Genomic DNA, 26642 nt, shown 5'->3' on the forward strand with positions numbered 1-26642 from the left:
TCCCTTCGGTCGTTCAGCTTCGCTTCCCTCGCTCACGCGACCGATTGGCTCTATTCTGCGGGAGGAATGTCAGGGGTCGGCGGCTTCGCATTCTCGCCGGGCAATACTTGGATTTCCACCGCTGCTTCCGGAGCGAGATATTGCTGGGCCATCGCTTGGACGTCGTCGGGCGTGAAGCTCTTCAGCAAATCCGGCGCTTCAAAATAGCGGTCGATCCGGCGCGGTTTGGCCTGTGCCAGCGCGGTCAGGCTCATCCACCCGCCGAGACCTTTGAGCAAATTGTCGTAGCTTTCCAGTATGGGTTTTCGAGCGCGCTCGATCAGGTCCGGATCAATCGGCTTGCTACGCAGGTCTTCGATCAGACCAAAGATCGCTTCACGGGTCGGTTCGACCTGAGTGACATCGACAGACGCCTGCACCCGCAAGGTACCATAGTCGGGATAGACCGAAGAACTGCTGCTTCCCGCAGACGGCGAATAGGCCTGCCCCAATTCCTCGCGCAGGCGATCGGTCAGCTCCAGCCGAACGATGCGCGCCAGCAGCGTGAGCTTCATCTCTTCGGTGAAGTCGTCGTCGTCATTTGTCAGCCATGTGAGCCTGACCAACGCTTGATCGGCCTCTCCGCTATGCTCCAGCGTTGTCAGACCGCGATTTGATGTGAAGCTCCGAATGCGAGCGTCATCGCGCGGCAGGAACTCTGCTTCGCGAGCAGGCAGAGCGCCAATCGTCGAAGCAACCGCTGCGATGGCAGCGTCCTCATCAAGATCGCCAACCAGCGCCACTTCGATCGCTCCGGATGCCAGTCGGTCGCCAATATCGGCTTGCAACTTTCCGTAGTTCAGCGCGAGAAACGCCTCTTTGGATTGCAGGCTGAAGCGCGGGTCGTTGTCCGACAGTATCCCGCCCAGCGCATTGCTGAGCGCGCGGCCCGGCGTCGCATCGAGATTGGCGAAGAAATTGTCGATGCTGCGGCGATAGCGCTCCTCGCCTTCGCGGCGGTAACCCGGGTCGGTCAACGAAGCAGCGAGCAGTTGCATTTGCAGCTCAAGATCGCGCGGCGTTGTGCCGCCTCTGAACGAGAAGGATTCGGCATTGGTGTTCATGCGCACACCAACGCTGCGACCGGCGAGAACAGTCTGCAATTCGTCCTGACTGTGCTTGCCAAGTCCTCCGCCGCTAAGCCCGCTAACCAGCGCAGTTTTGAGTGGATCGTCCCGCGTGTTGAGCAAGCTGCCGCCATCGACAGACATGCGCCAACTGATCCGATCTTCGCGGATGTCGGTCGATTTGATATTCAGTCGCACGCCGTTGGCAAAACGCAGCTTGCGAATGCCAAGCCGTTCATCGACCGCATCGGAAACCACTTCGCCAGGTTCGCCGAAATCGGTGTAGCCAAATTCAAGTGGTCCGCTGTCGACCGGTGCTACGATCGGAAGGCTCATGGCTTCGGCAAAAGCGGCGCGCAGGGCATCTTCACCGCCTTCAGGTGCGGTTCGTCCCTGAAACCGGATTAGGGGGTTTTCCAGAGCTGCAATGTCAGCCAGCAAAGCCTGGTGCACGCTTTCGGGAGATACCAGTTTTTCAAACCGCTCGTAATTGGCGAGGCGGTATTGCGGCGTAGTTGGAATGCGCTCGTTACTCACGAGGCTTAGGGCCTGCCCGACATAGGCTCCGTTCGCCCGAGTATCGGCTGCTTTGACGGCGTTTTCGAGCGCGGTGCGGAAATTGGCGAGCTGCTCATCGATTTCGGCCTGCGTGAAGCCATATGTTACTGCCTGGCGGACTTCACGCACCGCGGCGAGCACGCCTTTGCGCCATTCTCCATCGGCGCTCGACACGGAAATCGCGGTTACTCTCGCATCTTCGAAGGCATTGCCGCTGCCATAGCTCGCTCCGCGAAAGGGAGCGTCTTCGCCGCGCGCCAATCGAGCGAGACGGCGACCGATGATCGAATAGCCAATTCCCCGTAATCCTTGCTGGTCGCGATTGGCGAGCGTGTCCGGCTCGTCGCGCCATTCGGCAAAGCGCGAGATGGTGACGCTCTCGGACAAAGCTGGATCGAGATAGATGTCTGTCAGCCCCTGCCGGTCGACATCGATTGGGCCAGTAACGGGATCAGCTGGGGCAGCGCCGCCTTGCCAATCGGCAAAGCGTTCGTGGATCTTGGCTTCCATTAGGTCGGTCGGATAGTCGCCGACGATCACAAGCACTGTATTGGATGGCGTGTATGTCCGCTCGTAAAGTGCGCGCAGTTGCTCGGCGGTGGCGTTTTCGAGCACATCCAGCGTGCCGATCGGCAGCCGGTCTGGATAGCGGGCATCGGGGGAGGTGAACTCAAAGCTATCCTCGCGTGCGCGCTGTCCGAAATTGCGCCGGTCGCGCCGTTCGGCGAGTATCACCCCGCGTTCGCGCCCCACCGCATCTTCGGCAATGGTGATCTCGCTTGCGGTCTCGCGCATCAGCATCAGTGCCGTATCCAGCAAATCCTCATCATTGCGCGGCAGGTTGAGCATGTAGGTGATCGCTTCGAACCCGGTCGAGGCGTTGGTGTCCGCACCAAACGCCAGCCCTTCGCGCTCAAGCAGCTTGATCATCTCGCCTTCAGGAATGTTGGTCGATCCGTTGAAAGCCATGTGTTCGAGGTAATGCGAGAGACCACGCTCGGTGTCGGTCTCGTCGAGCGATCCGGAATCGATCCGCATCCGCACCATCGCTGTGCCTTCCGGCGTGCCGTTCTGGCGCAGGATGTAGCGCATGCCATTGTCGAGCTGACCGAATACATAGTTCGGATCGACTTCGATGTCGCTCGCTTCGAACGCCCAGACGGGCTTGTCTTCGATGACCTGTTCGGTCGGTTCCTGCGCAACAAGCGCCTGTGTGAGTGCAAGATTGGGTAGGGCAAGCAGCAACCCCGCTGTGAATACGCGTGCAGTCGATTTCATATGGTTTGACAGTGCCTTCTCATCCCCAGTGCTGTGCAGCTTAGAGGATGAACGGCGCGTGTCAGGTCTTTTTTGCGGCGCAAAGGAGGCCGTGCCCAATTCATGAGCACCGGCGCGGCAAGGAATTGCCGCTGCCTATGCTTTGATCACTTCTTGGGCGGAGGGGTGCCGCGCAGCCTTGAACGGTGGCTCGACAAGTCGAGTACCTCGCCGGGGCCGGTATCTTCCGCTTGAAGCAGACCAAGGCGGCGTGCGACTTCGCGGTAAGCCTCTTCTTCACCGCCGAGGTCACGGCGGAAGCGATCCTTGTCGAGCTTTTCGCCCGATTTCATGTCCCAAAGACGGCAACCATCCGGGCTGATCTCGTCTGCGAGGATCACACGGCTGTAATCGCCATCATAGAGGCGTCCAAACTCGAGCTTGAAGTCGACCAATCGGATATCGATCCCGGCGAACATCCCGCACAGGAAATCGTTGATACGGATTGCCATGGACGAAATGTCATGCATTTCTTCCTGGCTGGCCCATTGGAAACAAGCGATGTGTTCCTCGGCGATCAGCGGATCGCCCAGTGCATCGTCCTTGTAATAGTACTCAATCAGCGTGTGCGGCAGCGGTTCGCCTTCCTCGAGGCCAAGCCGTTTGCAGATCGAGCCAGCCGCGACATTGCGGAGGACCACTTCGATTGGAATGATCTCGACCTGGCGCACCAATTGCTCACGCATGTTGAGGCGGCGGATGAAGTGAGTCGGGATGCCGATATGCGCGAGGCGCGTAAAGACATGTTCGCTGATGCGATTGTTGATCACGCCTTTGCCGTTGATCGTGCCTTTTTTCTCGGCGTTGAAGGCGGTGGCGTCATCCTTGAAATACTGGATGATCGTGCCCGGCTCAGGGCCCTCATAGAGGATCTTGGCCTTGCCTTCATAAATCTGGCGACGACGGGACATGTGAGCAGCCTCCCAGCTCGGCGGTTTACCGCCAGCGAGTGGTGCCCGGGGGCGGATTTGAACCACCGACACGCGGATTTTCAATCCGCTGCTCTACCCCTGAGCTACCCGGGCATTCGCTGCGGCGACGGTCGTGACGAAAACGCGATACAACCGGCGAGCAAATGAGAGCGGGCGTATGGCGAAGGTCGCGCAGCTTGGCAAGAGGGAATCAGTCTTGTTTATCCCAATCGGCTGTGGCGATTTCCTCGGGGCTCGCGGGACGGCCCGGAACGGCATAGCCATCGCCGAACCAACGCGCGAGATCGCGGTCTTTACAACGCTGAGAACAGAAGGGTGTGAACTCTTCGGTCCGAGCCTTTTTGCAGATCGGGCAGGGTTTGGATGTGGTCATATCGTTGGTTCCGGAGCCACCCGCGCCCTCCACCCTTCCACCCGGAGCCTACCGGGATACAATCCGGGTGGAAGGGTGGAGGGGGGTGGCCCAGGCCGTGACTAGTTGCTCGCAATTTGAGCATGAGGCGCTTCGAGTGCAAGGCCGGGATTGGTTTCAATCCGCACTTGTTTGCCGGTTCGCTGGGCCAGTTCCTCAAGCCATTCGGTTTTGAGCTTTGCTTTAAGGGCGGGGTGGACCGTCAAAAGCAGGATCGCTCCGGCTCCTTCGGCTCGCTCCGCAATCCGCAGCGCCGCTCGCGCGCACATTCCGACGCGCGAAGTGGCGAAGCGATGCAGCAAGGAGGGCCCTTCGAGGCGCGCGACCAACTGCACAAACCCGAATCCATTCATGGCGGTGCGTTCGTGGGGCCATTCGTCGAGCGCCCCGGCGAGGGCTTCGTCAACCGCGCGGCGATCTGCTTTTGAAGGAAGGGTCGGAAAGTCGATCCCGATCGACCCGCCAAGGTTGAAGGTGCTCAATGCTTGGGCAATGACCGGGACCGAGTTCAACGCCAGTTCGCGCGGCGGGGCGTCGCCGTCGATATCGATCAGCGTCATGGCAGGTGTGACACTGCACAGAATTTCACCTCCGGGAAAATCTAGACTGCCTGATGACGCTGCCGACCAAACGTCTTCCCACAGACCGGCAGGAAATTGCCGCACGACCTTGTCAGTGGTGAAGGGAGTATCGCCGAGTGACGTAGATGCCTCATTTTCGGGCACAAACCGCCCTTGCGCGCGCTTGAACCGCCCGCGTTCGGCAATCGGTGCCCGGGAAATGCGCAAGGTGAAGGCACTGCCTTCGGTCAATTCGGAGGGGAGGTGATCGATAAGAACTTCGGTGCCGCTTTCTATGGCAGCGACCCCGCGGCGCGATCCCGATGTCTTTGAGACAAGCTTGGCGGGATGTTCGAGCCCGGCAACGAGTTCGCCCGGCCAATGCAGCTTCGCCGCGAGAACTTCGCCGTTCTCGACAAGCAGAGCGCGGGTCTCACCGATCCCGTGTTCGACCAACCACTCAGCCAATGACAAACCCTGCCGCTTTCAGCAGCGCGCGCGTTTCATAAAGCGGCAGGCCCATGATCCCGGAATGGCTGCCCTTGATCCACTGGATCAACCCCTCGGCACTGCCTTGGATCGCATAGCCCCCTGCTTTGCCGCGCCATTCATCGCCCGCAATGTAAGCGTTCACTTCCTCGCGTGAGAGGACCTTGAAACGGACAGTGCTTTCCTGAAGCCCTGACCGCGTCGTCCCATCGGGCGAGCGGAGCACCACGCTCGAAAGCACTGTGTGCCTTCTGCCGGACAGCAATTCGAGGCAATTTCGCGCCTCGCCTTCGGTCTCGGTCTTGGGCAGGATACGCCGGCCTGCGGCGACGACAGTGTCGCCCGCCAGAACAAACCCGCTCGCTTCGATTGCCGCCGCTTTCTCCAGCCCCATGCGCAGCGCATAATCTCGCGGGCGCTCGGCCTTGAGCGGTGTTTCATCGATATCGGCGGGTTGAACCGCGTCCGGCTCGATACCAAGCCGCGCGAGCAAATCGCGCCGCCGGGGCGATGCCGATGCCAATGTCAGGTGAAGCGCGCTCATCGGCGCTTAGATTACCGCTCTTACGAGCCGGGAGGGCCGCCGCGGCCCGGCATAAAGCGATAGGTGATGCGCGCCTTGGTCAAATCGTAGGGTGTCAGTTCGCACTGCACCTCGTCACCAACCAGCACGCGGATGCGGTTCTTGCGCATTTTGCCAGCGGTGTGACCGAGCACTTCATGGCCGTTTTCAAGCTCTACCCGGAACATCGCATTGGGCAGCAGCTCGACGACGCGCCCGCGCATTTCGAGAAGTTCTTCTTTGGCCATTTAGTTTCAAAATCCCTGTTGCGGCGCACAATGCGCCGGTCGATGGTCGGGCGGCATTTAGCGATGGTGAGAACAAAATGGAAGCCTCGTGCGTTAGCTCGGCATCCATCCTCTTATCTGCGCTGTTCATCCCATGGGTAGCGCGTCCCGTATAGATCGGTGCAAGCCGATACAATTCAAGTGTTTGTTCCACTCTCGCATTTGCTCAAAAGGGCTTCATGACACCGACCTCTCCTTTTCGCGCGCCATTGCTGGCCGGGGTTTGCGCGGCCGGCCTGACCGCACAGGCGGCCATGGCTCAGGACGAGCCGCGCGATGCGCCGCCGCCCAGGCAGGCACCAGTCACCGAGGAAACCGAGCCAGAAATCGGTGTCGGAAGCGGTGAGATTGTCGTCAACGCTCAGCGGCTGCGTGGGCAATTGGATGTCGAACAGGAACCGCTGCTTGAGCTGGGCGAAGATGACATCGCGGCGGAGGGCGTCACCTCGATTGCCGATCTTATCACCCAGATCACCAACCAGACCGGCTCTGCGCGAGGGCGCGGTGGTGGTGGACGTCCGGTGATCCTGATCAATGGCATCCGCATCGGGTCTTTCCGGGAGTTCAGGAACTATCCCCCTGAGGCGCTCGCACGGGTTGAAGTGTTCCCGGAAGAAGTGGCGCAGCGTTTTGGGTTTCCGCCCGACCGCCGGGTCATCAACCTGATCCTGAAGGAAAACTACCGCAACGCGGAGGTTGAGTTCGAATTCGAAGGGCCGTCGCGCGGCGGCTATCATCAGCGCGAGCAAGAGCTGGGCTTCCTCCAGATCGCCGATGGCGGGCGCATCAACTTCAATTTCGAAGCCAGCGACAGATCGCTGCTGACTGAAGATGAGCGCGACATCATCCAGACCCCTGGATCGATATCGGATGTCGCAGGTGATCCAGATCAGGCATCATTCCGCAGTCTCGTGTCAGACAGCCGGTCGCTCGACGGAAATATCAGCTGGGCGAAGGCGATCATCGACAGCGGTATCTCGCTCAGTGCGAACCTCAATTACGCCCGCTCAGACTTCCTTACATTGCAAGGGCTCAATACCGTTAATCTGACTGACCCCGACGGCAACACGGTGCTGCGTACGTTCGGTGAAGACACTCCACTGGAACAGCGCATTTCAACCGACACGATCTCAAGCTCGGGATCGCTGACCAAGCCGGTTAACGCGTTTCGCCTCACAAGCACTTTCAACGCTAGCCTGTCGGAATCGACGCAGGAATTCGATCAACGCTTCGACACAGAAGTGCTTGAAGCCGACGCAACCGCCGGACTCCTGGCGCTCGATGCGGAGCTACCAAGTCGCGTACCGGTTGGGTTTGATACAGCGCTTACTCGCAACATTTCGGGCAGCACGCTTTCTACATTGCGCGGGCCCTTAGCCAACCTCCCGGGTGGTGAACTGCTTGCCACTTTCGATGTCGGCTACAACTGGACCCGGCTCGAAAGTTCGGACACGCGCAATGTCGGCGAAGTCCAGCTTACGCGAGGCGATCTGTCGACCGGCGTCAATCTCGTTGTGCCGCTGACAAGCCGCCGAAATGGCTTCGCCGACGCGCTTGGCAGCTTCACACTCAATGGCCAGATTGGGCTCAACCGCCTATCTGACTTCGGCACGCTTGGTGACTACACGATTGGCCTTAATTGGGGCGTGACCGACAAGCTTACCTTGTCCGCCAACTATATCGTTCGCGAAGTCGCGCCCGGCCTCACCTCGCTCGGCAATCCGGAAGTCCAGTTCTTCAACGTACCGGTGTTCGACTTTACCAATGGCGAAACCGTACTCGCGACCGTGACTACGGGCGGAAACCCCGACTTGCTCGCGGAGACCCAGCGCGATTGGAAATTCGCGCTCAACTGGGAATTGCCGTTCATCGACAACACCCGCTTCACGGCCGAGTATATCCGCAACCGATCCGACGATGTGACGCGCGGGTTTCCGATCATTTCCCCAGAGATCGAAGCGGCTTTCCCCGACCGGATCACGCGCGATGCGGGTGGCACTCTGATCGCGGTCGATCGCCGCCCTGTGACCTTCGCCGAGACACGGGCAAACCGCTTGCAATTCGGCCTGTTTACCCGCGGCAGCTTTGGTGCAGGTGACCAAGGTCGTCGCGGTGGACGCCCTAGTGCTGGAAGGCCGCCGGGCACAGGTGGGCGCGGTGGACCTCCCGCTAGTTCTGACACGCCGCCTGAAGCTGGTGCGGCTGGCCCCCCTGCGCCGGGCGGAGCGCGCGGTCCGCGAGGCCGTGGTGGGCCACCTAGCCCGGAGCAGCGCCAGCAATTCATGGCATTCCGGGAGCGGCTTTGTGCCGACGATGGGCTCGCTTTCGTCACTAGATTGGTGCGTGCGGTTGAGAATGGCGAAGACCTGTCGGCTGAGATGCCTGGGTTCGACCCCCAACGCTTTGAGCGCATTCTCTCCCGCGTGCGCGACGAAAACGGCGAGATCAGCGATGAGCGTCTCGCGCAGTTTCGCGAGCGTTTGTGCAGTATGGACCCGGGCATGTTCCGCGGCGGCCGCGGAGGTCGTGGCGGCGAGGGCGGTCCTCCTGGGCGCAGCTCTGACGGTCCTCCGCCCGGTGTCGCTGGAGGGCCTGCCGGTGGAGGCCGACCGGGTGGTCCAGCAGGCGGCGCATCGGCGGAGTTTCGCGCGCGCGCCTGCGGCGAAGATGGCGTTGCGGCCATCCGTGAGCTGGTCGGCAAAATCGAGCGCGGAGAAGATGTTTCGGCAGAGCTGCCCGGCGTCGATCCGCAGTTCATCAAGCTGGGCCTCGATCAATCGCGCGACGAGGATGGTAACATTCCTGATGCTGCGTTGGAACGGTTTCGGGAGCAATTCTGCGCCAACCAACCAGATCAGCAAGCAGGCGGCGAAGGCGGGCCGCCAAGCGGCGCGCGCCAAGGCGGTGGCCCAGCCTTCAACCCGCTCGCACGGCGAAATTTCAGGGGTTTCCGCTACTTTGCATCGCTCAATCACACGATCGAACTCGACAATGAGATTCTGATCGCGCCGGGCATTCCGGTGCTTGACCAGCTTGATGGTGATGCCACCGGAACATTCGGATTGTCGCGGCATTCGACGCGGTTCGACGCCGGTATCTTTGGCTCTGGAATCGGCATGCGCCTCTCCGCTCGCTACACGGGCGAGGCCACGTTGAACGGTTCAGGACTGCCGGGCAGCAGCGACATTTTCTTCGACGATCTGGCGACCTTCGACATCCGCGTTTTCAGCGAAATCGGTCAGCTGGTGGGCAAGAACGAAGGAATTCTGAAGAACTTCCGCATTTCCCTGCGCGCCGACAATGTCTTCGACGCGCGGCGGAGCGTGCGCGATGAGGATGGCGAAACGCCGCTGAACTACCAGCCGTTTCTAATCGACCCGGTCGGAAGGTTTATCGGCGTGGATATTCGGAAGTTGTTTTAGGGATTTGAGCCCCCTCTTCTTCAGAGGAGGGGGTTTGGGGGTGGTGGCGAGGCCGGGACGGACGCTTGCGCGTCCGTAACCACCCCTCGATCCCCTCCTTTGAAAAGGAAGGGAGGATTATTCGTCAATACTCAACTTCGGAAACATCCAACTGTAGCTGGGTGACGCTTCAAAAGGCATCCATTCGCCCTCTTCCTGCGCCAAGCGGTCGGCCATGGCGATCATCACGCTCGGGTTTACGCCGAGGCCGCAATGGCTGGCATAGACCTGAATATTCTCGGTGGGATGATCGCTGCTCGTCTTCTTCGGGCATTGAACGCTGCCGCGCCAATGAACCACGCCGTCGGTCTTCGTAAGAATCGACGTCGTCGGCACGGGCGGTGCGATGTCGAGACCTTGGAACTGACCACCGCGTAGACGGTCAGGCTCATCACCGTTGAAGAAGTGGAACAGCCGTGCAGCATTGGTGTGGTTGCGATCATCGGTGATCGGGCTGCCCAGACTGATGACCAGCCGTGTCTTGTCCGGGTGCATTTTCGCCATTTCGCGCGCGAGCACACCGCCTAGGCTCCAGCCAATCAGCGAAACTGGACGACCGCTATCCCGGAACACGCGGCTGATCTGCGTTTCAAGCCGATCGATCAGCTCTTCGTTGATGCGAACATTGCGGCCGGAATCCCAGCCATGCGCGTCGTATCCCAGATCGCTCAGCAGGTTGCGCATTGGGACGGTAGAGCTGTTGGAGGCCATGAAGCCGGGCATCACCAGCACCGAATGTCCATCGCCTTTCGGCAGGGTGGAGAGCATCGGGCGGCTTGCATAGAACGCACCCAGTTCGAACATCGCGCGGCCCTCGGCAAAGGTCCAGAAGCGGTTCGGCGGCTTGGCCGCTGGTGTATCGGTGGATGTGCTGAAGTCCATTGCTGCGCTGGCCATCAGGTGCTCTCCTTTTTGCCTCTTGGGCTTTGTTTGCGACTTGTTGTTTTCGCCGTCTTTGCGGCTGTTTTTATGGTCTTGCTTGTCGTTTTGGCGCGGCGTTTGGCCGGAGCTTTGACAGGAGCCTTGGCCGATCTTGCTGCCGGCTTCTTCGCCGGTTTGCCATCGACTGCCTTCGCTGCCGCCAGCATCTCGTCGAAGCTGTCTTGCAGGCACTGCGAATAAAATTCGGGATCGGGCATGATGTCGCGGCAAGCGGTGAAGCTGATATAGGCTTCGTCGACATAGCTTTGAACGACATGTGCGAGGCCGAGCCCGTCGGTCAGGCAGATAAGCGACAGCGCCATGCTCTCCATCCGAGCGCCGGATGAATAAATGTGCACCGGCGGCCCTGGTACATTGGTCACCACAGTGTTGAACGGCATCGCGAGCCGGTGCGCTATGCTGATCCGGTTAAACAGCTGGGCGCCGAGTGCCATGTAGAGTGCAGGATTGACCTTGCTGACCTCTGTCATGGTGCGCGCGCCAAGCGCATTGGTCATCGCCTTGGAATTGCTGGTCTGGCCGAAGACATATTCGAGGCGCTCTTTCGGATCGGCGATATGCGTGCCCAGAGGCGCGATCATGGCGGCGACCTGATTGCCCATGTCGCCTTTCTCATTGTCGGAGCGGACCGAAATCGGAGCCATCGCCGTCATGGTCCCTTTGGGCAGGTCGCCTTTCGACGTCAGATATTTGTGCAGCGCGCCGCCGATAATCGACAGCGCGACATCGTTAACCTTGGCATCGGGCAGGAGCGCGCGGATCGACTTGATATCGCTCAGCTTGAAGCTTCGCCCTTCGATTACGCGGTGCGGTGAGATGCTGCGATTGAAGCGCGTGCGCGGAGGCACAAGATCGCTGGAGACCTTGAAGTCTTTGCTGAGCAGGCCCTTGATCGCGCTCGCAACGCCGGGAACCGCCTGCGCTGCAACCTGCGCCTGCTTCAGCGGATTCAGCAGCGCGTTGATGTAAGATTTGCCGAGCAGTTCCACCGGCCCCGGCACTTTCTCGGGTTTCCACGTGTCTGGCTTCTTTGGAGGTTCCGCATCCGGCGTCACAGTATGCAGCGCTTCCATCAGGTCGATCCCGCTCATTCCGTCGATGGCGGCGTGGTGGACCTTGGTCACAAATGCGAAGCAACCGGGCGGGTAATCTCTCACATTGTCGAGCCCCTCGACCACGGTGAATTCCCAGGGTGGCCGGTTCAGGTCGAGCGGGCGCGCATGGACGCGGGCCGCCTGAATGCACAATTGGCGCCAGTCGCCGGGCTTGGGCAAAGCAACGTGACGAACGTGGTATTCCAGGTCGAAATCAGGATCTTCGATCCAGTAGGGATAATCCAGATCGAAGGGAACGCGCACCAATCGCTGGCGCATCGTCTTCGACAATTGCATCCGCGATTCAATGAACTGCAAAATGTCTTTGAAACGAACGAAACCGCCGGGCGCCGTCGCCGGGTTGTAGATCAATACGCTGCCGATATGCATCGGCGAATTCGGCGATTCCATCGCTACGAACGAGGAATCCATGCCCTGCAATTGCCGCAAGGGTTTCTCCCGCAGACCGCCTCAAACAGAGGTGGTTTCGGCCCGTGTTTCGGACTCTGCCCAAGGGCGTAGGCACAATTCATTGACAAAACAACCTCACGCGAGCGGTAGGAGTTGCCGCCGCGTAAGGGTTTTACGCAATTTTCTTACGCGCCTAGAGCGTCACCGGCAGCCACACCGCTGGCCCAGGCCCATTGGAAGTTATATCCGCCAAGCCAGCCTGTGACATCGACCGCTTCGCCGATGGCATAGAGGCCAGGCATATTCACGGCTTCCATTGTGCGCGACGAGAGTTCGGAGGTGGCAATCCCCCCGATTGTCACCTCGGCCTTGGCGAAGCCCTCCGTTCCGTTGGGTGAGAAACGCCAATCGGCCAGCTTTTCGGCAGTCTTACGCAAGTCCTTGTCCGACACATTGCCCAGCTCGCGTTCAACACCGAGTCGCTCGGAAAGCGCGTCAGCTAGACGATCGGGCAAGTGTTCGCGCAACACCGATTTCAGGCTGGCGCGCGGTTTGTCGCGCTTCAGGCCGAGGAGCCAGTCTGCTTCGGCTTCGGGCAGGAAGGTGACGCCGATATCTTCGCCGTGCCGCCAATAAGATGAGACTTGCAGGATGGCGGGGCCGGACAGACCCTTGTGCGTGAAGAGGGCTGCTTCGGCGAATTCGGTGCGCGCCTTGCCTTGGCCTGCACGGGCGCGAACAGGCGCCGAGACGCCGGAGAGTTCGCGAAACAGCACGTCTTCGCCGCCTAACGTCAGAGGAACAAGAGCTGGGCGCGGCTCGACAACTTTCAGTCCGAACTGGCGCGCAAGATCATAGGCGTACCCTGTCGCTCCCATCTTCGGGATCGAGGGGCCGCCGGTTGCGATTACTAGAGCCGGGGCGGAGTAACTTTGGCCGCGGGCGAGTAGCCCGAACAGGTCGCTATCGTGGACCACTTCGGTCACTTCAGCGCCGCAGATCACATCAACTTTGTCGTCCGGGCACTCATCCAGGAGCATCTGCACGATTTGCTTGGCCGAACCGTCGCAAAACAGCTGCCCCAAGGTCTTTTCGTGCCACGCGATGCCGTGCTTATCGACCAGATCGATGAAGTCCTGCGGCGAGTAACGTGCGAGTGCAGACTTGGCGAAATGCGGATTGGCCGACAGGAAATTTCCCGGGCCGGCATTCACATTGGTGAAGTTGCAGCGTCCACCGCCTGAGATCAAAATCTTCTTGCCGGGCTTCTCGGCCTTTTCCAGCACAGCGACTTTTAGACCGCGCTGTCCGGCCCGTGCCGCACACATCAACCCAGCGGCGCCAGCGCCCAGTACAATGACATCGTAGCTCTTCACGCCTCAGCCGATAGGCCGCTGAGCGAGCAATTCCAACGCAGTGGCGAAAAGAAAAACGGAGCAGGGCCAAGCGGGGGCGCTGCCGGCCCTGCTCCGAATGTCACCGACGCCTTAGGGGAGCGCCGGTTGAGCCACGGTAAGCAGCTTGCCGAGCGTGTTCCAATCCTCGCGCGGCACCCAATTGCGGTTGGAGCCAAGGAAGGAATGCTCGTCCAGCTCAAGCAGCCCGATCATCACTTCGGCAACGATTGTCGCTCCGACAGGTCCAAGACCCTCGCCGGGAGTGTTGGTCCCGTCGGTTTCTGCGCGGCCGATCACTTCGGCTTCGGCAAGGAGGTACAGCCACAGCGGGATCCCTTCGGCGCCGAAATCGGGATTGAGAGCGGCGATCTTGGTCAGGACCTGATCGATCTCGGCCTGATCGCGGCCGATCGCCTCTGCGACTTTCTCACCTGCTGGCAGCAGGAAGGCATTGCCGCGCATCAGGTTGCGAGTGGCAAGCGACTTTTCCTCTGGTGGTCCATCCACGAAGGGCAGCGCAAGCAGCGCCCGCGACATCAGCGTGTCGAGCTTTTGCGTGCGCTGGACCGACCGGTTCTCCGGCGTGAAGAACAGCTCGTGCATATCGACTACCGCTTGAGTGCCGGGCACCGGAGTGAAGCCGCCGCCCAGGCCGGTGTTGTCGCTGAACAGCGGGAACTGACGTTGACCCATCTGAACTTGCAACTCGAACGGGACCATCGAGTGCCCGAAACGGTACGCCGCGACTGAGAATTCCACCGGAATGAACGGACTTGTTCCGCAGTAGTGCTTGCGCCCGCATCCAAGGATGCGTTCGACTACCGGTTTGCCGCACATATCGCCCAGGAAGTCGTTCACGACCGCCCATTGATAGTGCCACGTGGTTTGCTCGCGAGCAGCCTCGTACAGGTCGTGGCCTTCCAGACCCTCTTCCGCGTTCAGAGTGTCCGCAACATGATTGTGGAAACGGATGATCGCCAGTTGAATCTGGCTGACGATGCGGTTCTCGTCATTACGAGGGTCGCCGATGATCGCACGGTCGTTAGGCGAGCGCAGCAGGTCATGAGCGCTCTCGCCGTTCTGGCCGGGATTGTCGGCACCTGTCAGCAATTTGACGCCGCCGAATGCTCCGCCTTGCTCGTAGAGATAGGGCTGCGCTTCCGGGCCGAGGCCGTAAATGCAGTCCAGATCCAATGTCGGAGTGCGGACGTTGGAAATCTCGCCCGGATTGTCGATTACGCTGTCGAACGTGGTCGAAGCATCCAGGGTGATGTCATGATCGACGAACTGGCCGAAAAACACCATTCCAACTGGCACGTTGGCTGTGCGCTCCTGATCGTCCGGCGCCTCCATATTGCCGCCGGCTTCGCCAACGGTGATCAGGATGCTGGGATCGGTGTAATTCGGCATCAGCTGCGGGAACATCCGTCCGAAGCGGTCGTCTCGCTGCTGTTCTTTGCCGTATTCGCTGCGCACACAATAGGGCGAAAGCCCCTCGAGTGTTTTCATTCCATGATGATCGGGGTTAGTCACGTTATTGTCTCCGTTAGTTAAAACCGAAAACAACCCGCATGTTCTATTTATGATTCGATAGCTACAGCAATAGAAGAAGAAAGCAAAGGGAAGAGTTTGTTTTATATAGATTTTTGTATAAACGCGACATTTACTTGAAGGGCAAGATTCTGTGCGGAGCGCGCCCGCGTCTCTTCCCCCGCTGGCGAAGGCGTCCTATTTCAAGCACATGTCTGGAACCAAGGCTGGCAGCCCACATGACCCACGCGGGGCCGAGCGCTTCAACGAAGAGCGCGCGGCCTACACCGTTTCGCGTGCGCAGCCTAACCTTGAAGCTGGCGTCACCGCGATCCGCGAGACGGTAAAGACGCTAAAACCGATTCCCGGCGTCTACCGGATGCTCGATGCGCGAGGCGACGTTTTGTATGTGGGTAAGGCGCGCTCGCTCAAGGCGCGGGTGGCGAACTACACGCAGGTCAACGGGCTGAGCGGGCGGTTGCAACGGATGGTCAGCCAGTGCCGCAGCATGGAGATCGTCACAACCAATTCCGAAGCCGAAGCGCTGCTGCTCGAAGCGCAGCTGATCAAGCGCTATCGCCCGCCGTTCAACGTGCTGCTGCGCGATGACAAGAGCTTCCCCTTCATCCTGCTGCGCGCCGATCATGAGTTCCCGCGCATTCACAAACATCGCGGAGCGCGCCGGGCAAAGGGCAATTACTACGGTCCGTTCGCAAGCGCAGGCAACGTCAACACGACACTCAACGCGCTGCAAAAGTTGTTCCTGCTACGAAGCTGCACTGACAGTTTCTTCAACAATCGCGACCGGCCTTGCCTGCTTTACCAGATCAAGCGCTGCTCGGCCCCGTGCGTCGATCGCATCTCGACCGAGGATTACGATGATCTCGTCCGGCAAGCGAAGGACTTCCTTGCGGGCAAATCGGGCAAGGTGCAGGCGGATCTTGAAAAGCAGATGGCGAAGGCCGCGGAGGAGCTCGATTTTGAGACAGCGGCGATCCTGCGCGACCGGCTGCGCGCGGCTACCTTTATCCAGGGGTCTCAGGCGATCAATGCCAGCGGGGTAGGGGATGCTGACGTCTTCGCGCTCGCGAGCAAAGGCGGGCATGTCGGCGTGCAGGCCTTCTTCATTCGCGGCGGCCAGAATTGGGGGCACCGCGCCTTCTTCCCTTCGCACACCAAGGAAGTCGAGGAAGCGCAGGTGCTCGCCAACGTGATGCTGCAATTCTACGAAGAGGTGCCGCCTCCGCCGACCATTCTGGTCGACCGCGACCTGCCCGAAAGCGAGTTGATCGAAGCGGCGCTCTCCGAAGTGGCCGAGCGCAAGGTCGTGCTCTCGATCCCGCAGCGTGGCGACCGGCGCAAGCTGCTCGCGCAGGCGCAGCGCAACGCTGTAGAAGCGTTGGAGCGGCGGCTGGCGGAGACCGGCACCAAAGCGAAGGTCAATCGTGAGCTGGCCGAGTTCCTCGAACTCGACGCGCCGCCCGAGCGGATCGAAGTCTACGACAACTCGCACATTCAGGGCGCGAAAGCGGTCGGGGCGATGGTGGTCGCCAGTCCCGAAGGCTTCGAGAAATCGCAATACCGCAAATTCAACATCAAGGAAGCGCAGACCAACGATGACTTCGCGATGATGCGCGAAGTCATGCAGCGGCGGTTCACCCGGGCGATGAAGGACGATCCCGACCGCGAGCGAGCGGGCGTATGGCCTGATCTGGTGCTGGTCGACGGCGGCAAGGGGCAGCTATCGAGCGTGATGGAAGTGCTGGGCGAACTCGGCATCGACGATGTCCCGGTGATCGGCATCGCCAAAGGCCCGCATCATGGCCGCGAGGGGCGCGAGGTGTTTCACTTCCCCGATGGCCGGGAAAAGATGCTGCCGACCAATTCGCAAGTGCTGTTCTACGCCCAGCGCCTGCGCGATGAAGTCCACCGCTACGTCATCGGCGCACACCGCGCGAAACGCTCGAAAGCGATCACCGCGTCACCCTTGGACGAAATCCCGGGCATCGGCCCCGCGAGAAAACGCGCGCTGCTGCTGCATTTCGGCACAGCGAGCAAGGTGAGAGCGGCCGCACTGGAAGACCTGCAACGCGCGCCGGGCGTAAGCGAGAACGTGGCGCGGCAGGTGTACGACTTTTACCATGCGGGGGGGTGAGGGGAGTAAGGTTCCGCTTCGCCGAATGCTATCAGCGGAGCAGTATTTCTAAATGCTCCTCACAAATTGTCATTGCGCCTTATCAACATCAATGCTCCAACAATAGAATGGAGAAGAGAGATAAGGCACCGCCAGACGTTAAAGCTTCGAAATCTGCCGCGCCTCCATCTATCGATCCCTCTGTTTCGCCATTCGCACTTCAAGAGATGTTTCCGGATGCTGTAGGCTTCTTTGCGGTTCAGTATTCTAGTCTGGAGGAGTCGAAGGATGACTGTATTGTGCTTCTCGACGCGAGTGCGCTCTTGCTTCCCTACACCATGGGTCAGGTTACACTGACTAAGGTCCTCGACGTCTATCGACCTCTATCTGAGCAAAAGCGGCTAATTGTGCCTGCGCAAGCAGTAAGGGAGTTTGCGCGAAATCGATCAAAGAAGATTGGTGACATTGTCCGACAGATGACGAATCAAGCAAGTCGGCTTGGTCCGCCACTTAAGGCCCATATCGGCCTGCTGGTCGAAGACCCAGACTTTCAGAATTTACAGAAGCTATCTGAACAAATCGGCGAGTTGGCTACAGAATATCAGAAGGGCGTCAACACAGTGGTAGCCAAACTCAGTGGCGACCTAGGAACGGACCCGGTTTCGTGCGGATATCGAGAGATACTTCATGGCTGTGTCTCTAGTGCAGTGGAACCGAAAGACGAGAATCAATTCAATGAGGAGATGGAAGAGAGATACTCGATGCGTCGACCACCGGGATACAAAGATCGGGACAAGGCAGATGGGGGCGCGGGAGACTTATTGATTTGGCAGACCGTTCTAGCGGTCGGGGAGACGGAGAAACGAGATTGCGTCTTCGTAACTGCTGATACCAAATCCGATTGGTACACGCAGTCAGAAGGCGCTTTTCAACCACGCCTAGAACTTATCGAGGAGTTTCGTCTTCGTTCGGGAGGAAAGACAGTTCATATCATTCCGCTTTCCCGTTTGCTCGAAGCGTTCGATGCCGGTGTTGACGCTGTGCTGGATGCGCGCGATGCTGAAAGGCTGGCAAACAAAACGAATTCAAATTCGCAGAATGAAATTGTTCGCGATCAAAATGATCCCGAGTGGGAGGCCTTGGTTGAAGAAAAGGAGCGAATTCAAGAGCGAATCCAAAAAGTACAGAACGAAATAACGAGGCTTACAGGTGATGACATAAACACCAGCTTGTCACTTCCGTGGAACAAAGCGGCGCATGGGCTACGATTCGAGTTATCGAGGATGATCAATCGGGTACAAGAAATCGATGATGAACTGCTGAACAAAGGCTTAGAAAGTTGGCGCTAACCAATGCGTACGGAGACGCGGCTTACCTGAGACTGACCAGCGATCCTTACTATGCGTATGGGTGGGCGGACTCACCGCACCCGCGAAGGCGCCACCAGCACGGCGTTCGCGATCAGCAGGTCCAGCCCATCCAGATATGCCCGCGTCGCCGGGTCATGCGCAAAGCCTATCGTCAGGCCATCACCCGTGCGTTGCGCCATCAGGTACGGCTTGAACGCCAATTGCCTGCGGTTTTCGTCCCACACATAGCCGCTCGCGATCAGCGCTTCGGATGCGGCGAAGCGCAGGACGTTGGTGCCGTCGGCTCGGTCCAGCGGGGTGAAGATCTGCGAGCCGCTTGCCAGCACGACTGCGCCATCGTCGTATCCTGCCGAGAGGAAGTGCTCGCGGTCGGGCACGGTGTTGAGCAGCGCGCCGGGGAGGGTGTCGGGGAGGGCTTCCTGATCCTGGATCGCAGCGCGATACTCGTCCTCGCTTGTGATCTCCTGGCCCTCTGCCAGACCGGGGGTATCCTCGCCCTCTTCGCCGCCATCGGGCACGCGGCCCAAAGCGGCCTCACGTTTGACCGAAAGCAGCGGTTGCTCGCCCTTGGAGAAGGTGGTCAGGCTGTCCCCCACCGCGACCAGCACACCGCCGCGCGCCACGAATTCGCGCAAGGTCGCGAGGCCGCTTTCGCCCATCTCGCGGCTCGGATCGCCCTGCGGGACCAGCACGACATCGTAATCGCTCAGATCAGCGCGTCCGAAGCGGCCCGTACGGATCGGCACGACCGGTAGGCCCAGCCGCCGCTCAAGCACATAGCGCATCGCGCCTGCGCTTAGCTGCGAGATGCCATCGTCCCACGCCATCGCCACCTTCGGCAGGGTCAGGCGCACAAAGGCTTCACTGCCAAGGTTGGGGCCGTCCTCGACCCAGCTGGACGGCAAAGCGACGGTATGTGCGCCGACTTCGCGGGACAGCTCGGCCAGTCTGGCCATGGCCTCCGGCTCGTTGGCGCCGGTCGGGAAGATCACGGTGCCGCGCGGATATTCGGTGCCGTCCTTGGTGAAGGCTTCGTCGGTGACGCGCGCTTCAAGTCCAGCGCGCAAGGCGAGCGTCACCAGCCGCGCCTGCCCGCTATCGGTCCACGGCACGGCGATGGCGAATGTTCCGCTGCCCTCGGCAAGCGGCGTGATCGGTGCCTCGGCTCCCAGTGCATCTCCGCTGACAGCACTGCCGCACAGCGATACGTCCACGCCCGCCATCAGGCCGACCGACCATGCGGTCACGTCATAGAGTTCATGCGGAAGGTCCTGCGCGCGTCGGCGTTCCTGTTCGCGCACAAAGTCCGGCGGCAGCGGCGTGTCGGTGTCGAGCAGGCTGCGCACCAGCCGCGCGGCGGGCTGCGCCTGCGGGACCGCGAGATAGCCCTTGGGATAGGATCGTCCGCACGCACTCGCCTCGCCGTCGCGGCGCAGCACGGCGATGCCTTGCGCCGCCAATCGCCGACCAAGAGCCTCGGCATTCCAGCGCCGTTCGGCGAGGTCGATCACATAGCTTCCGCGCCCCGCCGCTCCATTGGCGGCAGAGGCGCGGAAATCGGCAAAGTCGCTCAGGAAACGATCAGCATTGTTCGCGACCGCTTCGGCAGTCGAGAGGCTGGCGATGAAGTGATTGCGCACCCCATCAGCATAGGTGAGCGTGGTTCCGTCGCGCCGCTCGAACACTAGCCCGCGCGCGGAGCCTTGTTCATAGGTGCTGCCGATCGATCCGTGATGCGTGTTCCAGGTGTCGCCGTAGCCGGGATAGAACAGGTCGTAGACTTCGCGGGTGAAGTAGGGCTCGCCCATCCGGTCGAACCATGCCGCATTGTTGCGACCGATCAGCTCGTAGGCGCGGCGCTGAGCGGCCGTGATATTGGGATTGAGCGGCTGCGCGGCGGGGCTGAAGAAGTACGTCTCGTCGCCGCCCATTTCATGCACATCGACGACCACGACCGGGTTCCACGCGCGGATCGCAGCGATCTTGCCGCGTGTCTCGGGCTGGCTCAGCGTGAACCAGTCGCGATTGAGATCGAACATGTAGTGATTCACGCGCCCGCTGGGCCATGGCTCGTCATGCTCGGCGGCCTGACGGTCGGATGCAGGCTCAATCCCGAGCGAGGCGCGAAAGCGGCTGACAAAACGCGCGCGGCCATCGGGGTTCTGCATCGGATCGAGCACGACGATAGTTTCGCGCATGATTTGCTGAACCCGCTCATCACCTTGAGCAGCAAGCAGGTGATACGCCATCATCAACGAAGCGTCGGTCGACGAGATCTCGTTGCCGTGCACGCCGTAGGTCAGCCAGGTCACCGGCAGCGCGTCGCCATTGCTCGGGCGACCGGCGGCGATGTTGGCAAGGTCGGCCTGAATTCCATCGAGCCGCGCCATGTTTTCGGGCGCAGTAAGAATGACATAGTTCAGCGAGCGACTTTCCCAGCTCTTGGCATATTCGATCATCCGCGCGCGGTCTGGCGCGGCCTCGATCAGTGCGCGCAGATAAGTCAGCGTTTCATCGGGAGAGGTGATCCGAGTGCCGGGCGCGTGACCGACCGTCTCTTCCAGCGTCGGAACATCGGGATCGAACTGCGCGTCGAGAAACGACTGGGCTTGGGCGGGAATGGCCATCCACCACGCCGCCGCCAGCATTGCGAACCACCGACCGATGAACTTACCCAGCATTCAAGAACCCCGCTTTGCACTGCCAACAGGCAATCAACGGATGACACTTGGTTAAGTGCCGTTGGCGGTCAAGCGGATATATTTAAGAGCGGAGATTGGAAGCGGAGGCCTTAAGCGGCGGAGGATACGTCGTCGGGATTTGAGCTGCTTGTCTGTACGAGCTTGAGCAGGTCAGTCGCACTCATGGGTTCGCCGAAATAGTATCCCTGAACCGATTCAGCGCCCACGCGCTTGGCCATCAGCAATTCGATCTCGTCTTCGACGCCTTCCAGCAGACAATGCACGCCGAGAATGCGTGCCATCCCGGCCAGCGAGGACAGGATCTTCTCGGTCATCGGGTCGCTCGGGTCCTGGATGAACGACCGGTCGACCTTGAGCTTTTCGATCGGCAGCGCGCGCAGATAGCTGAAGTTCGAATAGCCGGTGCCGAAGTCGTCGAGCGCAATCGAGAAACCAAGGTCGGCGAGCCGGTTCAGGTTGGCTGTCGCCTTGTCAAAGTCTCCCATCATCGCTGTTTCGGTGACTTCAAATTCGATCAGTTTGGGATCGGTCCCGTAGTTTTTGACGAGGTCGATGATCTGATCGATCGTCGGGTCTGAAATCAGATCGTATCCTGAAAGGTTGATCGAAAGCGCGATGGGCTCCGGCCACTCGCGCAACTGGCTTAGGGCCTTCTCAACCACCACCAGAGTGATCCCTGTGATCAAGCCACTTTCCTCGGCAATCTTGATAAATTGCAGCGGCTCGATCTTGCCAACATTAGGGCTGGTCCATCGGGCGAGCGCTTCCGCGCGCACCATCGCATTCGACCCGAGATTGATCTGCGGCTGGAACACGAGGTCGATCTCTTTGGGGAGGTCTGCGCAGCGCAGCGCCTGCTCGATCTCGTAGCGGGCCTGCGCTTGCTTGGCATGGACATCGTCGAACAGGACGGCGCAATTCCTGCCCTGCCTCTTCGCGACCATCAGCGCGTAATCAGCCTGGCTGATCTGCGAGCGCATACTCTCCGACAGGTCCATCTGTTTGCAACCGACCGAGCATGAGATGCGGATATGCCGCCCGTCGATGATGTAGGTCTCGGCGAGCAGCTTTAGCAGAACGTCGCACCGCGATCTGATCTCGTCTTCGCCCACTTGCCCGGCGAAGATCATGTTAAACTCGTCGCCGCCCATGCGGCTGACGTGGATGTCCTCTCCGGCAAACAGTTCCAATCTGCCAGCAACCTGTTTGAGCAGCAGATCGCCCGTTAGGTGCCCGTGAATGTCGTTTACAGTCTTGAAGCCGTCCAGATCGACCAGCATCAACCAGATGCTATCACTTGGATGTGTGCTGTTCTGCTCTCGCATGGTTTTGCGCAGGGTGGCGAAGAACGCCCGGCGGTTGGGCAGCATCGTGAGGCTGTCGGAAAGCGATTTCTCGCGCATGTCCTCGCTAACGATGCGGGCCTTTTCGAGCTCTTCCTCAGTTTCGATCTTTGCGTCGGCGATCTTGGTCACGGCCTTGCGCAGGAAGAACGCAATGGCGAGTGACGCCATCGCAGCGCCGAACGTCAGGAAAGCGTAGGCTGATAGCGTCGCGCTATCGAGGCGCGGGAAAAAGCTGATCAGTGCGAGGCTGGAGAAACCGATCGACAGCGCTGACTGCCGAAAGTTCACACTGGCGAGTGCAAACAGCATCGCCATGATCACGAAATAGGTGAGTTTCTCCGGCGCGAACTCGATATTCAGGCCAATCAGGACGTTGCCGACCGCTGCAAGGTTCATTGCAATCAGCAGCAATTCGACGCGGTGTGCTGGCGCGGGTTTGCGCATGTACCAGCACCCGAAGCCGCCTACGACTGCCGCTATCACAGAAGCCGAGACGAGCAGGATCAGTTCGATCCCGGCAAGATACCAATAATTGAAGGGAGTCAGGATGGTGTAGTAGAGCGCGAAGATCGTGAAATAGCCGCGCAGGATCGGGCGATAAATCTCGCGTACTGCAGCCGCAGCCTTCGAACTCAGCCTTGCGGATGAGCTCTGCTCAAGTTGACCCCCTGTCATAGTGCGTAAGCATTTAGTTTGAATGCGTTAACGAGGGGTAAGGGGAGGGAGGATGTGAAAAAGCCCGACCTGCAGGTTGCAGGCCGGGCTTTCGTGAACGTCTCAGGCGTGCCGAGAGTTAGTTCGGGTAAGTCCAGGTCGTGCCGCGCGCGAGGTTTTCGCTGGCGAAGGCCCAGTTGAGCTTCGAACCGACCACGGCGTTGAGGTAGGCCGGACGCGCATTCTGATGATCGAGGTAATAGGCGTGCTCCCACACGTCGACAGTGAGCAGCGGATTGAAATCGCTGTCTGCCAACGTGTCGCCGTCATGCGTTTCTTCGATGGAGAGCTTGCCATCCTTTTCCGCAAGCCAGACCCAGCCGCTGGCGAAGTGGCCAGCGCCGCGTGCCTTGAGCTGTTCCTTGAGCTCATCGACCGAACCAAAAGCATCGTCAATCTTAGCTTTGAGTTCGTCCGACGGTGCGGTTTCTTCAGCCGCCATTGAATGCCAGTAGAACGCATGGTTCCAGCTTTGGGCGGCATTGTTGAACAGTCCGGCATTGCTGCCGCGCGCGGCGGAGACGATGCTTTCCATCGGCGCGTTCGCGTGGTCGGTGCCGTCGATCGCCGCGTTCATTTTGTCGATATACGCCTGATGGTGCTTGCCGTAGTGGAACGACAGCGTGTTCGCTGAAACGGCCGGTTCGAGCGCGGTGTCGGCATAGGGCAGGTCGATGAGTTTGAAAGCCATGGAGATTCCCTCTCTTGTTGGGGTGTTAGTCCGTTGTGGATTGAATGCTTGGGCGGGATATAAGTTGCAATGCGCGGCGGAAAAAGCCGCTAATCGGAAATAGTCATGCCGCGGCGAGTAGGCCGCGCCTGAAATCGGCATCCGCATTCAGCTGAGAATGCTCCACCCAGGTTGAATGGACGCCGCTTGAAATCTTGTGTGGAAGTGCGAGGCGGCAGATTGGTCCCTTGGCGATATCTGAGGCATCCAGGATGGCGCATTCCGAGGTGCCTCGGTTTTCGTCGATCAGGAAGGTGATGAGGTAGCCATCATCTTCGGCTGCCGCTCCTTTGCGCGGAACCATCGGACTTTCGCTGGCATAGACCCCTTCTGGGAGCTGGTAGGTCACCTCTGAACCGGTTTCTGTATCGTGGCGGATATAGCCATTGAACAGGAACCATCCGGGGCGCGTGGTGGTCGACCAGACATAGCGGCTCTTGCGCATCAGGTAGTCTGGATTGATCATCCCGAACTCGACGATGCTGTCGCTCAGGCGCTCTTCGGTGGTCTCGCCAGTCTTGAGATTGAAGCGCCAGCGGTGGAGGCGCGGCAGGAACGAGTGTTCGTCGACAAACGCCATCATGTGGCTGTATTCGCCCGCTTCTTCGATCGGATCGGGCATCGGCTTGTCTTGGTAGTAACCTTCAAGGACAACCTCGTCGTCTTCCTCCCAGGCATTGGTCCAGTGAAGCACATAGGTCGGTGAAGCTTCGAACCAATGGATGTCTTCAGGCTTGCCGTACCGCGGGATCAACGCGAAACGGGTCGGAATGCCTTCGTGAATGCGCGCAGCATGGATGTCTCGCTTCAGCAAATCTTCGTCCCAAAACAGCGGCATATCGTTGAGGATCGACCAGTTCTTGGTGATCGCCATGTCGTGCGGCAGACGCGGGCCGGGCAAGGGGATCGGCACATAATGCACCAGCTTGCCTGCGCGGTCGACGACGCCATAATGCATGAACGGCGCGTGCTTTGAGTAATTGAAAAACATCAGCTCGCCGGTCGCTTCATCGACCTTGGGATGCGCAGAAATACCGTCGAGCGGTCCCCACGACGCCTTGCCGAGATTGTCCAGCGTCACCGGATCGAGCTGCCACGCTTCGCCGCACTGATAGAGAGTCGCCAGCGCCACCCCCGAATGCACAATAATGTCGGTCGAGCCCGTGTCTTTAAGTGAGCCATGCGCGCCGAAACCCGGGCGTTTTGAAAGTGCAGGCGGATCCATCAATCCGCCCCACAGCGACCCACCAGCAATCTGCTCTTCGGTAAAGCACTGCGTACGCACAAACCGGTTTCGATAGCTCGCTTTGCCGCCCGTAATGCTGACTTGATGGATCATCGCATCGCCATCGAAAGGGTGATGGCGGCCAAGCGGTTGGTGTACCGGGTTTTCGGTATTGCGCAGATAGATGCCATCGATATCCGCCGGGATTTCCCCCTCGATCACCTCGAGTTCGTCCACATCCACTTCTTCGTGAAGCGGTGTCCATGGGCCGTTCAAATACGGATGGTTCGATGGTTCGAGCGATGTCTTGACCGGCGGATGGCGCGTGACCTGCATTGCAATGTCTCTCCCTTGCCCCGGAACCCTAGCCGAGCGATCCCGCATAAGAAACCACCCGAGTTCGACCACAAATTTGATCTAGATCAATGAAACTTCCCTGAGTTGGCTCACATTGGGTGCATCACAAGGAGAAAACCGATGAAATCCCTGCTGCTCCATATCGATGGCGATTCTTGCATGGAGGCGCGCATGCAAGTTGCACTCGATATTGCCCGTGCGACCGGTGCGCATATCACTTGCCTGCAAGCGGTCAGTTTCGAGGTCTTTGCGCCCGGCGACTTCTATGGCTCCGCAATGGCTGCCGCGATGCCCAAGATAAAGGAGGCAGCTGAGGATCTGCGCAAGCGGATTGAGGACGATCTGTCCAATGAGGACGTGTCGTGGGAATGGCAGTTTCTTTATGGGATGGCGGAGCACCGGTTGCTTGAACAATCTGCGCTGCACGACGTGATCATCGTCGGCCCCAATGACATTGGCGAGAAGGGCAAGGGCGCGTCACGCATGGTGGGTGAGTTGGTCTTGAAAGCCCCTGTGCCCGTTCTGGTCGTGCCGAAATCAACCAAACGGCTCGACGTTACCGCGCCTATGATGGTGGCTTGGAATGGATCGTCGGAAGCATGCGTCGCGCTTCGTACAGCAACGCCGTTGCTTGCCTGCGCAAGCAAGGTCTTTCTCGTGAGCGTTGCCGAGGAAACGGACAAGCAACGGTTTGATTTTCCTGCGGTTGAAGGGGCGCAATATCTCAGTCGCTATGGCATCGATCCTGAAATCGTCGAAGTCCTCCGCGGCGATGCCAAGATCTCCGATACGCTGTTTTCAGCAGCACAAATGCGCGATTGCAGCATGATGGTGATGGGCGCTTACGGCCACTCGCGGCTGTCTGAGATGCTATTGGGCGGCGTAACCCGGCGTTCGCTCAGCGACCCGCAATTGCCGATGTTCCTGGCGCATTGATTTTTTGCGCAAGCGCATCCGCGCTCGCGATTTCCTCGCTCATGCGACCAGAAGGCCGCGTCGCTGCGGA

18 protein-coding genes and 1 tRNA gene are annotated in these 26642 nt (G+C 59.7%); 4 read left to right on the top strand and 15 right to left on the bottom strand.

Annotated features, from left to right (window positions below):
• Window positions 1-50: 50 nt before the first annotated feature.
• From Q0837_RS02890 to infA, 7 genes are all read right to left on the bottom strand, one after another.
• The gene (locus tag Q0837_RS02890; RefSeq protein ID WP_298465038.1) at window positions 51-2942 is read right to left on the bottom strand and encodes a pitrilysin family protein; all 2892 of its coding nucleotides are present in this window, start codon (window positions 2940-2942) and stop codon (window positions 51-53) included.
• Between the two features lie 146 nt (window positions 2943-3088).
• Window positions 3089-3892, bottom strand: a complete 804-nt coding sequence (purC, locus tag Q0837_RS02895; protein ID WP_298465039.1) for a phosphoribosylaminoimidazolesuccinocarboxamide synthase — start codon at window positions 3890-3892, stop codon at window positions 3089-3091.
• Between the two features lie 39 nt (window positions 3893-3931).
• Window positions 3932-4006: transfer RNA gene (locus Q0837_RS02900), tRNA-Phe, on the bottom strand.
• A 97-nt stretch (window positions 4007-4103) separates the two neighbouring features.
• Window positions 4104-4286 (bottom strand): DNA gyrase inhibitor YacG, encoded by a 183-nt coding sequence (locus Q0837_RS02905; RefSeq protein WP_298465040.1) that lies wholly within the window; start codon window positions 4284-4286, stop codon window positions 4104-4106.
• 101 nt (window positions 4287-4387) lie between these two features.
• Window positions 4388-5353, bottom strand: coding sequence for a ribonuclease (locus tag Q0837_RS02910; protein ID WP_298465044.1), 966 nt, complete (start codon window positions 5351-5353; stop codon window positions 4388-4390).
• Complete coding sequence (locus Q0837_RS02915) at window positions 5346-5918, bottom strand: nucleoside triphosphate pyrophosphatase (RefSeq protein ID WP_298465047.1); 573 nt, start codon at window positions 5916-5918, stop codon at window positions 5346-5348. Before Q0837_RS02915 ends, Q0837_RS02910 begins: the two co-directional genes overlap by 8 nt.
• A gap of 20 nt (window positions 5919-5938) precedes the next feature.
• Entirely contained in the window at window positions 5939-6184 is a 246-nt protein-coding gene (gene infA, locus Q0837_RS02920) for a translation initiation factor IF-1 (protein ID WP_298465050.1), read from the bottom strand.
• Between the two features lie 218 nt (window positions 6185-6402).
• Here infA and Q0837_RS02925 point away from each other — a divergent pair, with 218 nt between their 5' ends.
• Window positions 6403-9645: a hypothetical protein gene (locus Q0837_RS02925; protein WP_298465052.1), complete on the top strand. Its 3243-nt coding sequence runs from the start codon at window positions 6403-6405 to the stop codon at window positions 9643-9645.
• Window positions 9646-9762: 117 nt separating this feature from the next.
• Here the strand turns inward: Q0837_RS02925 and Q0837_RS02930 are convergent, their stop codons facing one another.
• From Q0837_RS02930 to Q0837_RS02945, 4 genes are all read right to left on the bottom strand, one after another.
• On the bottom strand, window positions 9763-10581 hold the full coding sequence (locus tag Q0837_RS02930) for a triacylglycerol lipase (RefSeq protein ID WP_298465055.1): 819 nt from the start codon (window positions 10579-10581) through the stop codon (window positions 9763-9765).
• Window positions 10581-12152 (bottom strand): wax ester/triacylglycerol synthase family O-acyltransferase, encoded by a 1572-nt coding sequence (locus tag Q0837_RS02935; RefSeq protein ID WP_298465057.1) that lies wholly within the window; start codon window positions 12150-12152, stop codon window positions 10581-10583. The genes Q0837_RS02930 and Q0837_RS02935 overlap by 1 nt, the downstream gene beginning before the upstream one ends.
• A 164-nt stretch (window positions 12153-12316) precedes the next feature.
• Window positions 12317-13507: an NAD(P)/FAD-dependent oxidoreductase gene (locus Q0837_RS02940; RefSeq protein WP_298465060.1), complete on the bottom strand. Its 1191-nt coding sequence runs from the start codon at window positions 13505-13507 to the stop codon at window positions 12317-12319.
• 111 nt (window positions 13508-13618) lie between these two features.
• Window positions 13619-15061, bottom strand: a complete 1443-nt coding sequence (locus tag Q0837_RS02945) for a heme peroxidase family protein (protein ID WP_298465063.1) — start codon at window positions 15059-15061, stop codon at window positions 13619-13621.
• 208 nt (window positions 15062-15269) lie between these two features.
• On the opposite strand from Q0837_RS02945, the gene uvrC reads away from it, so the two are divergent.
• Both uvrC and Q0837_RS02955 read left to right on the top strand, forming a co-directional pair.
• Window positions 15270-17213: an excinuclease ABC subunit UvrC gene (uvrC, locus tag Q0837_RS02950; protein WP_298465065.1), complete on the top strand. Its 1944-nt coding sequence runs from the start codon at window positions 15270-15272 to the stop codon at window positions 17211-17213.
• A gap of 107 nt (window positions 17214-17320) precedes the next feature.
• Window positions 17321-18541, top strand: a complete 1221-nt coding sequence (locus Q0837_RS02955; protein WP_298465068.1) for a PIN domain-containing protein — start codon at window positions 17321-17323, stop codon at window positions 18539-18541.
• A 71-nt stretch (window positions 18542-18612) separates the two neighbouring features.
• Here Q0837_RS02955 and Q0837_RS02960 read toward each other — a convergent pair whose 3' ends face one another.
• The 4 genes from Q0837_RS02960 to Q0837_RS02975 all read right to left on the bottom strand — a co-directional run bounded on the left by Q0837_RS02960 (window position 18613) and on the right by Q0837_RS02975 (window position 25615).
• Window positions 18613-21243 (bottom strand): M14 family metallopeptidase, encoded by a 2631-nt coding sequence (locus tag Q0837_RS02960; RefSeq protein WP_298465072.1) that lies wholly within the window; start codon window positions 21241-21243, stop codon window positions 18613-18615.
• Window positions 21244-21353: 110 nt separating this feature from the next.
• Window positions 21354-23285, bottom strand: coding sequence for an EAL domain-containing protein (locus Q0837_RS02965; RefSeq protein ID WP_298465075.1), 1932 nt, complete (start codon window positions 23283-23285; stop codon window positions 21354-21356).
• Between the two features lie 118 nt (window positions 23286-23403).
• A complete protein-coding gene (locus Q0837_RS02970; protein ID WP_298465078.1) occupies window positions 23404-24015 on the bottom strand; it encodes a superoxide dismutase in 612 nt (203 codons plus the stop codon).
• Window positions 24016-24118: 103 nt separating this feature from the next.
• The gene (locus Q0837_RS02975) at window positions 24119-25615 is read right to left on the bottom strand and encodes a carotenoid oxygenase family protein (RefSeq protein WP_298465081.1); all 1497 of its coding nucleotides are present in this window, start codon (window positions 25613-25615) and stop codon (window positions 24119-24121) included.
• Between the two features lie 141 nt (window positions 25616-25756).
• On the opposite strand from Q0837_RS02975, the gene Q0837_RS02980 reads away from it, so the two are divergent.
• Window positions 25757-26572 (top strand): universal stress protein, encoded by an 816-nt coding sequence (locus Q0837_RS02980; RefSeq protein WP_298465084.1) that lies wholly within the window; start codon window positions 25757-25759, stop codon window positions 26570-26572.
• The last annotated feature ends 70 nt before the right edge of the window (window positions 26573-26642 follow it).

The sequence above is a fragment of the uncultured Erythrobacter sp. genome (assembly GCF_947499705.1).
In the GTDB taxonomy this organism is placed as follows: Bacteria; Pseudomonadota; Alphaproteobacteria; order Sphingomonadales; family Sphingomonadaceae; genus Erythrobacter.

Excerpts from the sequence above, each read along its gene's own strand:
- Q0837_RS02890 (WP_298465038.1), bottom strand. The coding sequence starts at position 2,942 with ATGAAATCGACTGCACGCGTATTCACAGCGGGGTTGCTGCTTGCCCTA.
- purC (WP_298465039.1), bottom strand. The coding sequence starts at position 3,892 with ATGTCCCGTCGTCGCCAGATTTATGAAGGCAAGGCCAAGATCCTCTAT.
- Q0837_RS02905 (WP_298465040.1), bottom strand. The coding sequence starts at position 4,286 with ATGACCACATCCAAACCCTGCCCGATCTGCAAAAAGGCTCGGACCGAA.
- Q0837_RS02915 (WP_298465047.1), bottom strand. The coding sequence starts at position 5,918 with ATGAGCGCGCTTCACCTGACATTGGCATCGGCATCGCCCCGGCGGCGC.
- infA (WP_298465050.1), bottom strand. The coding sequence starts at position 6,184 with ATGGCCAAAGAAGAACTTCTCGAAATGCGCGGGCGCGTCGTCGAGCTG.
- Q0837_RS02925 (WP_298465052.1), top strand. The coding sequence starts at position 6,403 with ATGACACCGACCTCTCCTTTTCGCGCGCCATTGCTGGCCGGGGTTTGC.
- Q0837_RS02930 (WP_298465055.1), bottom strand. The coding sequence starts at position 10,581 with ATGGCCAGCGCAGCAATGGACTTCAGCACATCCACCGATACACCAGCG.
- Q0837_RS02935 (WP_298465057.1), bottom strand. The coding sequence starts at position 12,152 with ATGGATTCCTCGTTCGTAGCGATGGAATCGCCGAATTCGCCGATGCAT.
- uvrC (WP_298465065.1), top strand. The coding sequence starts at position 15,270 with ATGTCTGGAACCAAGGCTGGCAGCCCACATGACCCACGCGGGGCCGAG.
- Q0837_RS02955 (WP_298465068.1), top strand. The coding sequence starts at position 17,321 with ATGGAGAAGAGAGATAAGGCACCGCCAGACGTTAAAGCTTCGAAATCT.
- Q0837_RS02960 (WP_298465072.1), bottom strand. The coding sequence starts at position 21,243 with ATGCTGGGTAAGTTCATCGGTCGGTGGTTCGCAATGCTGGCGGCGGCG.
- Q0837_RS02965 (WP_298465075.1), bottom strand. The coding sequence starts at position 23,285 with ATGACAGGGGGTCAACTTGAGCAGAGCTCATCCGCAAGGCTGAGTTCG.
- Q0837_RS02970 (WP_298465078.1), bottom strand. The coding sequence starts at position 24,015 with ATGGCTTTCAAACTCATCGACCTGCCCTATGCCGACACCGCGCTCGAA.
- Q0837_RS02975 (WP_298465081.1), bottom strand. The coding sequence starts at position 25,615 with ATGCAGGTCACGCGCCATCCGCCGGTCAAGACATCGCTCGAACCATCG.
- Q0837_RS02980 (WP_298465084.1), top strand. The coding sequence starts at position 25,757 with ATGAAATCCCTGCTGCTCCATATCGATGGCGATTCTTGCATGGAGGCG.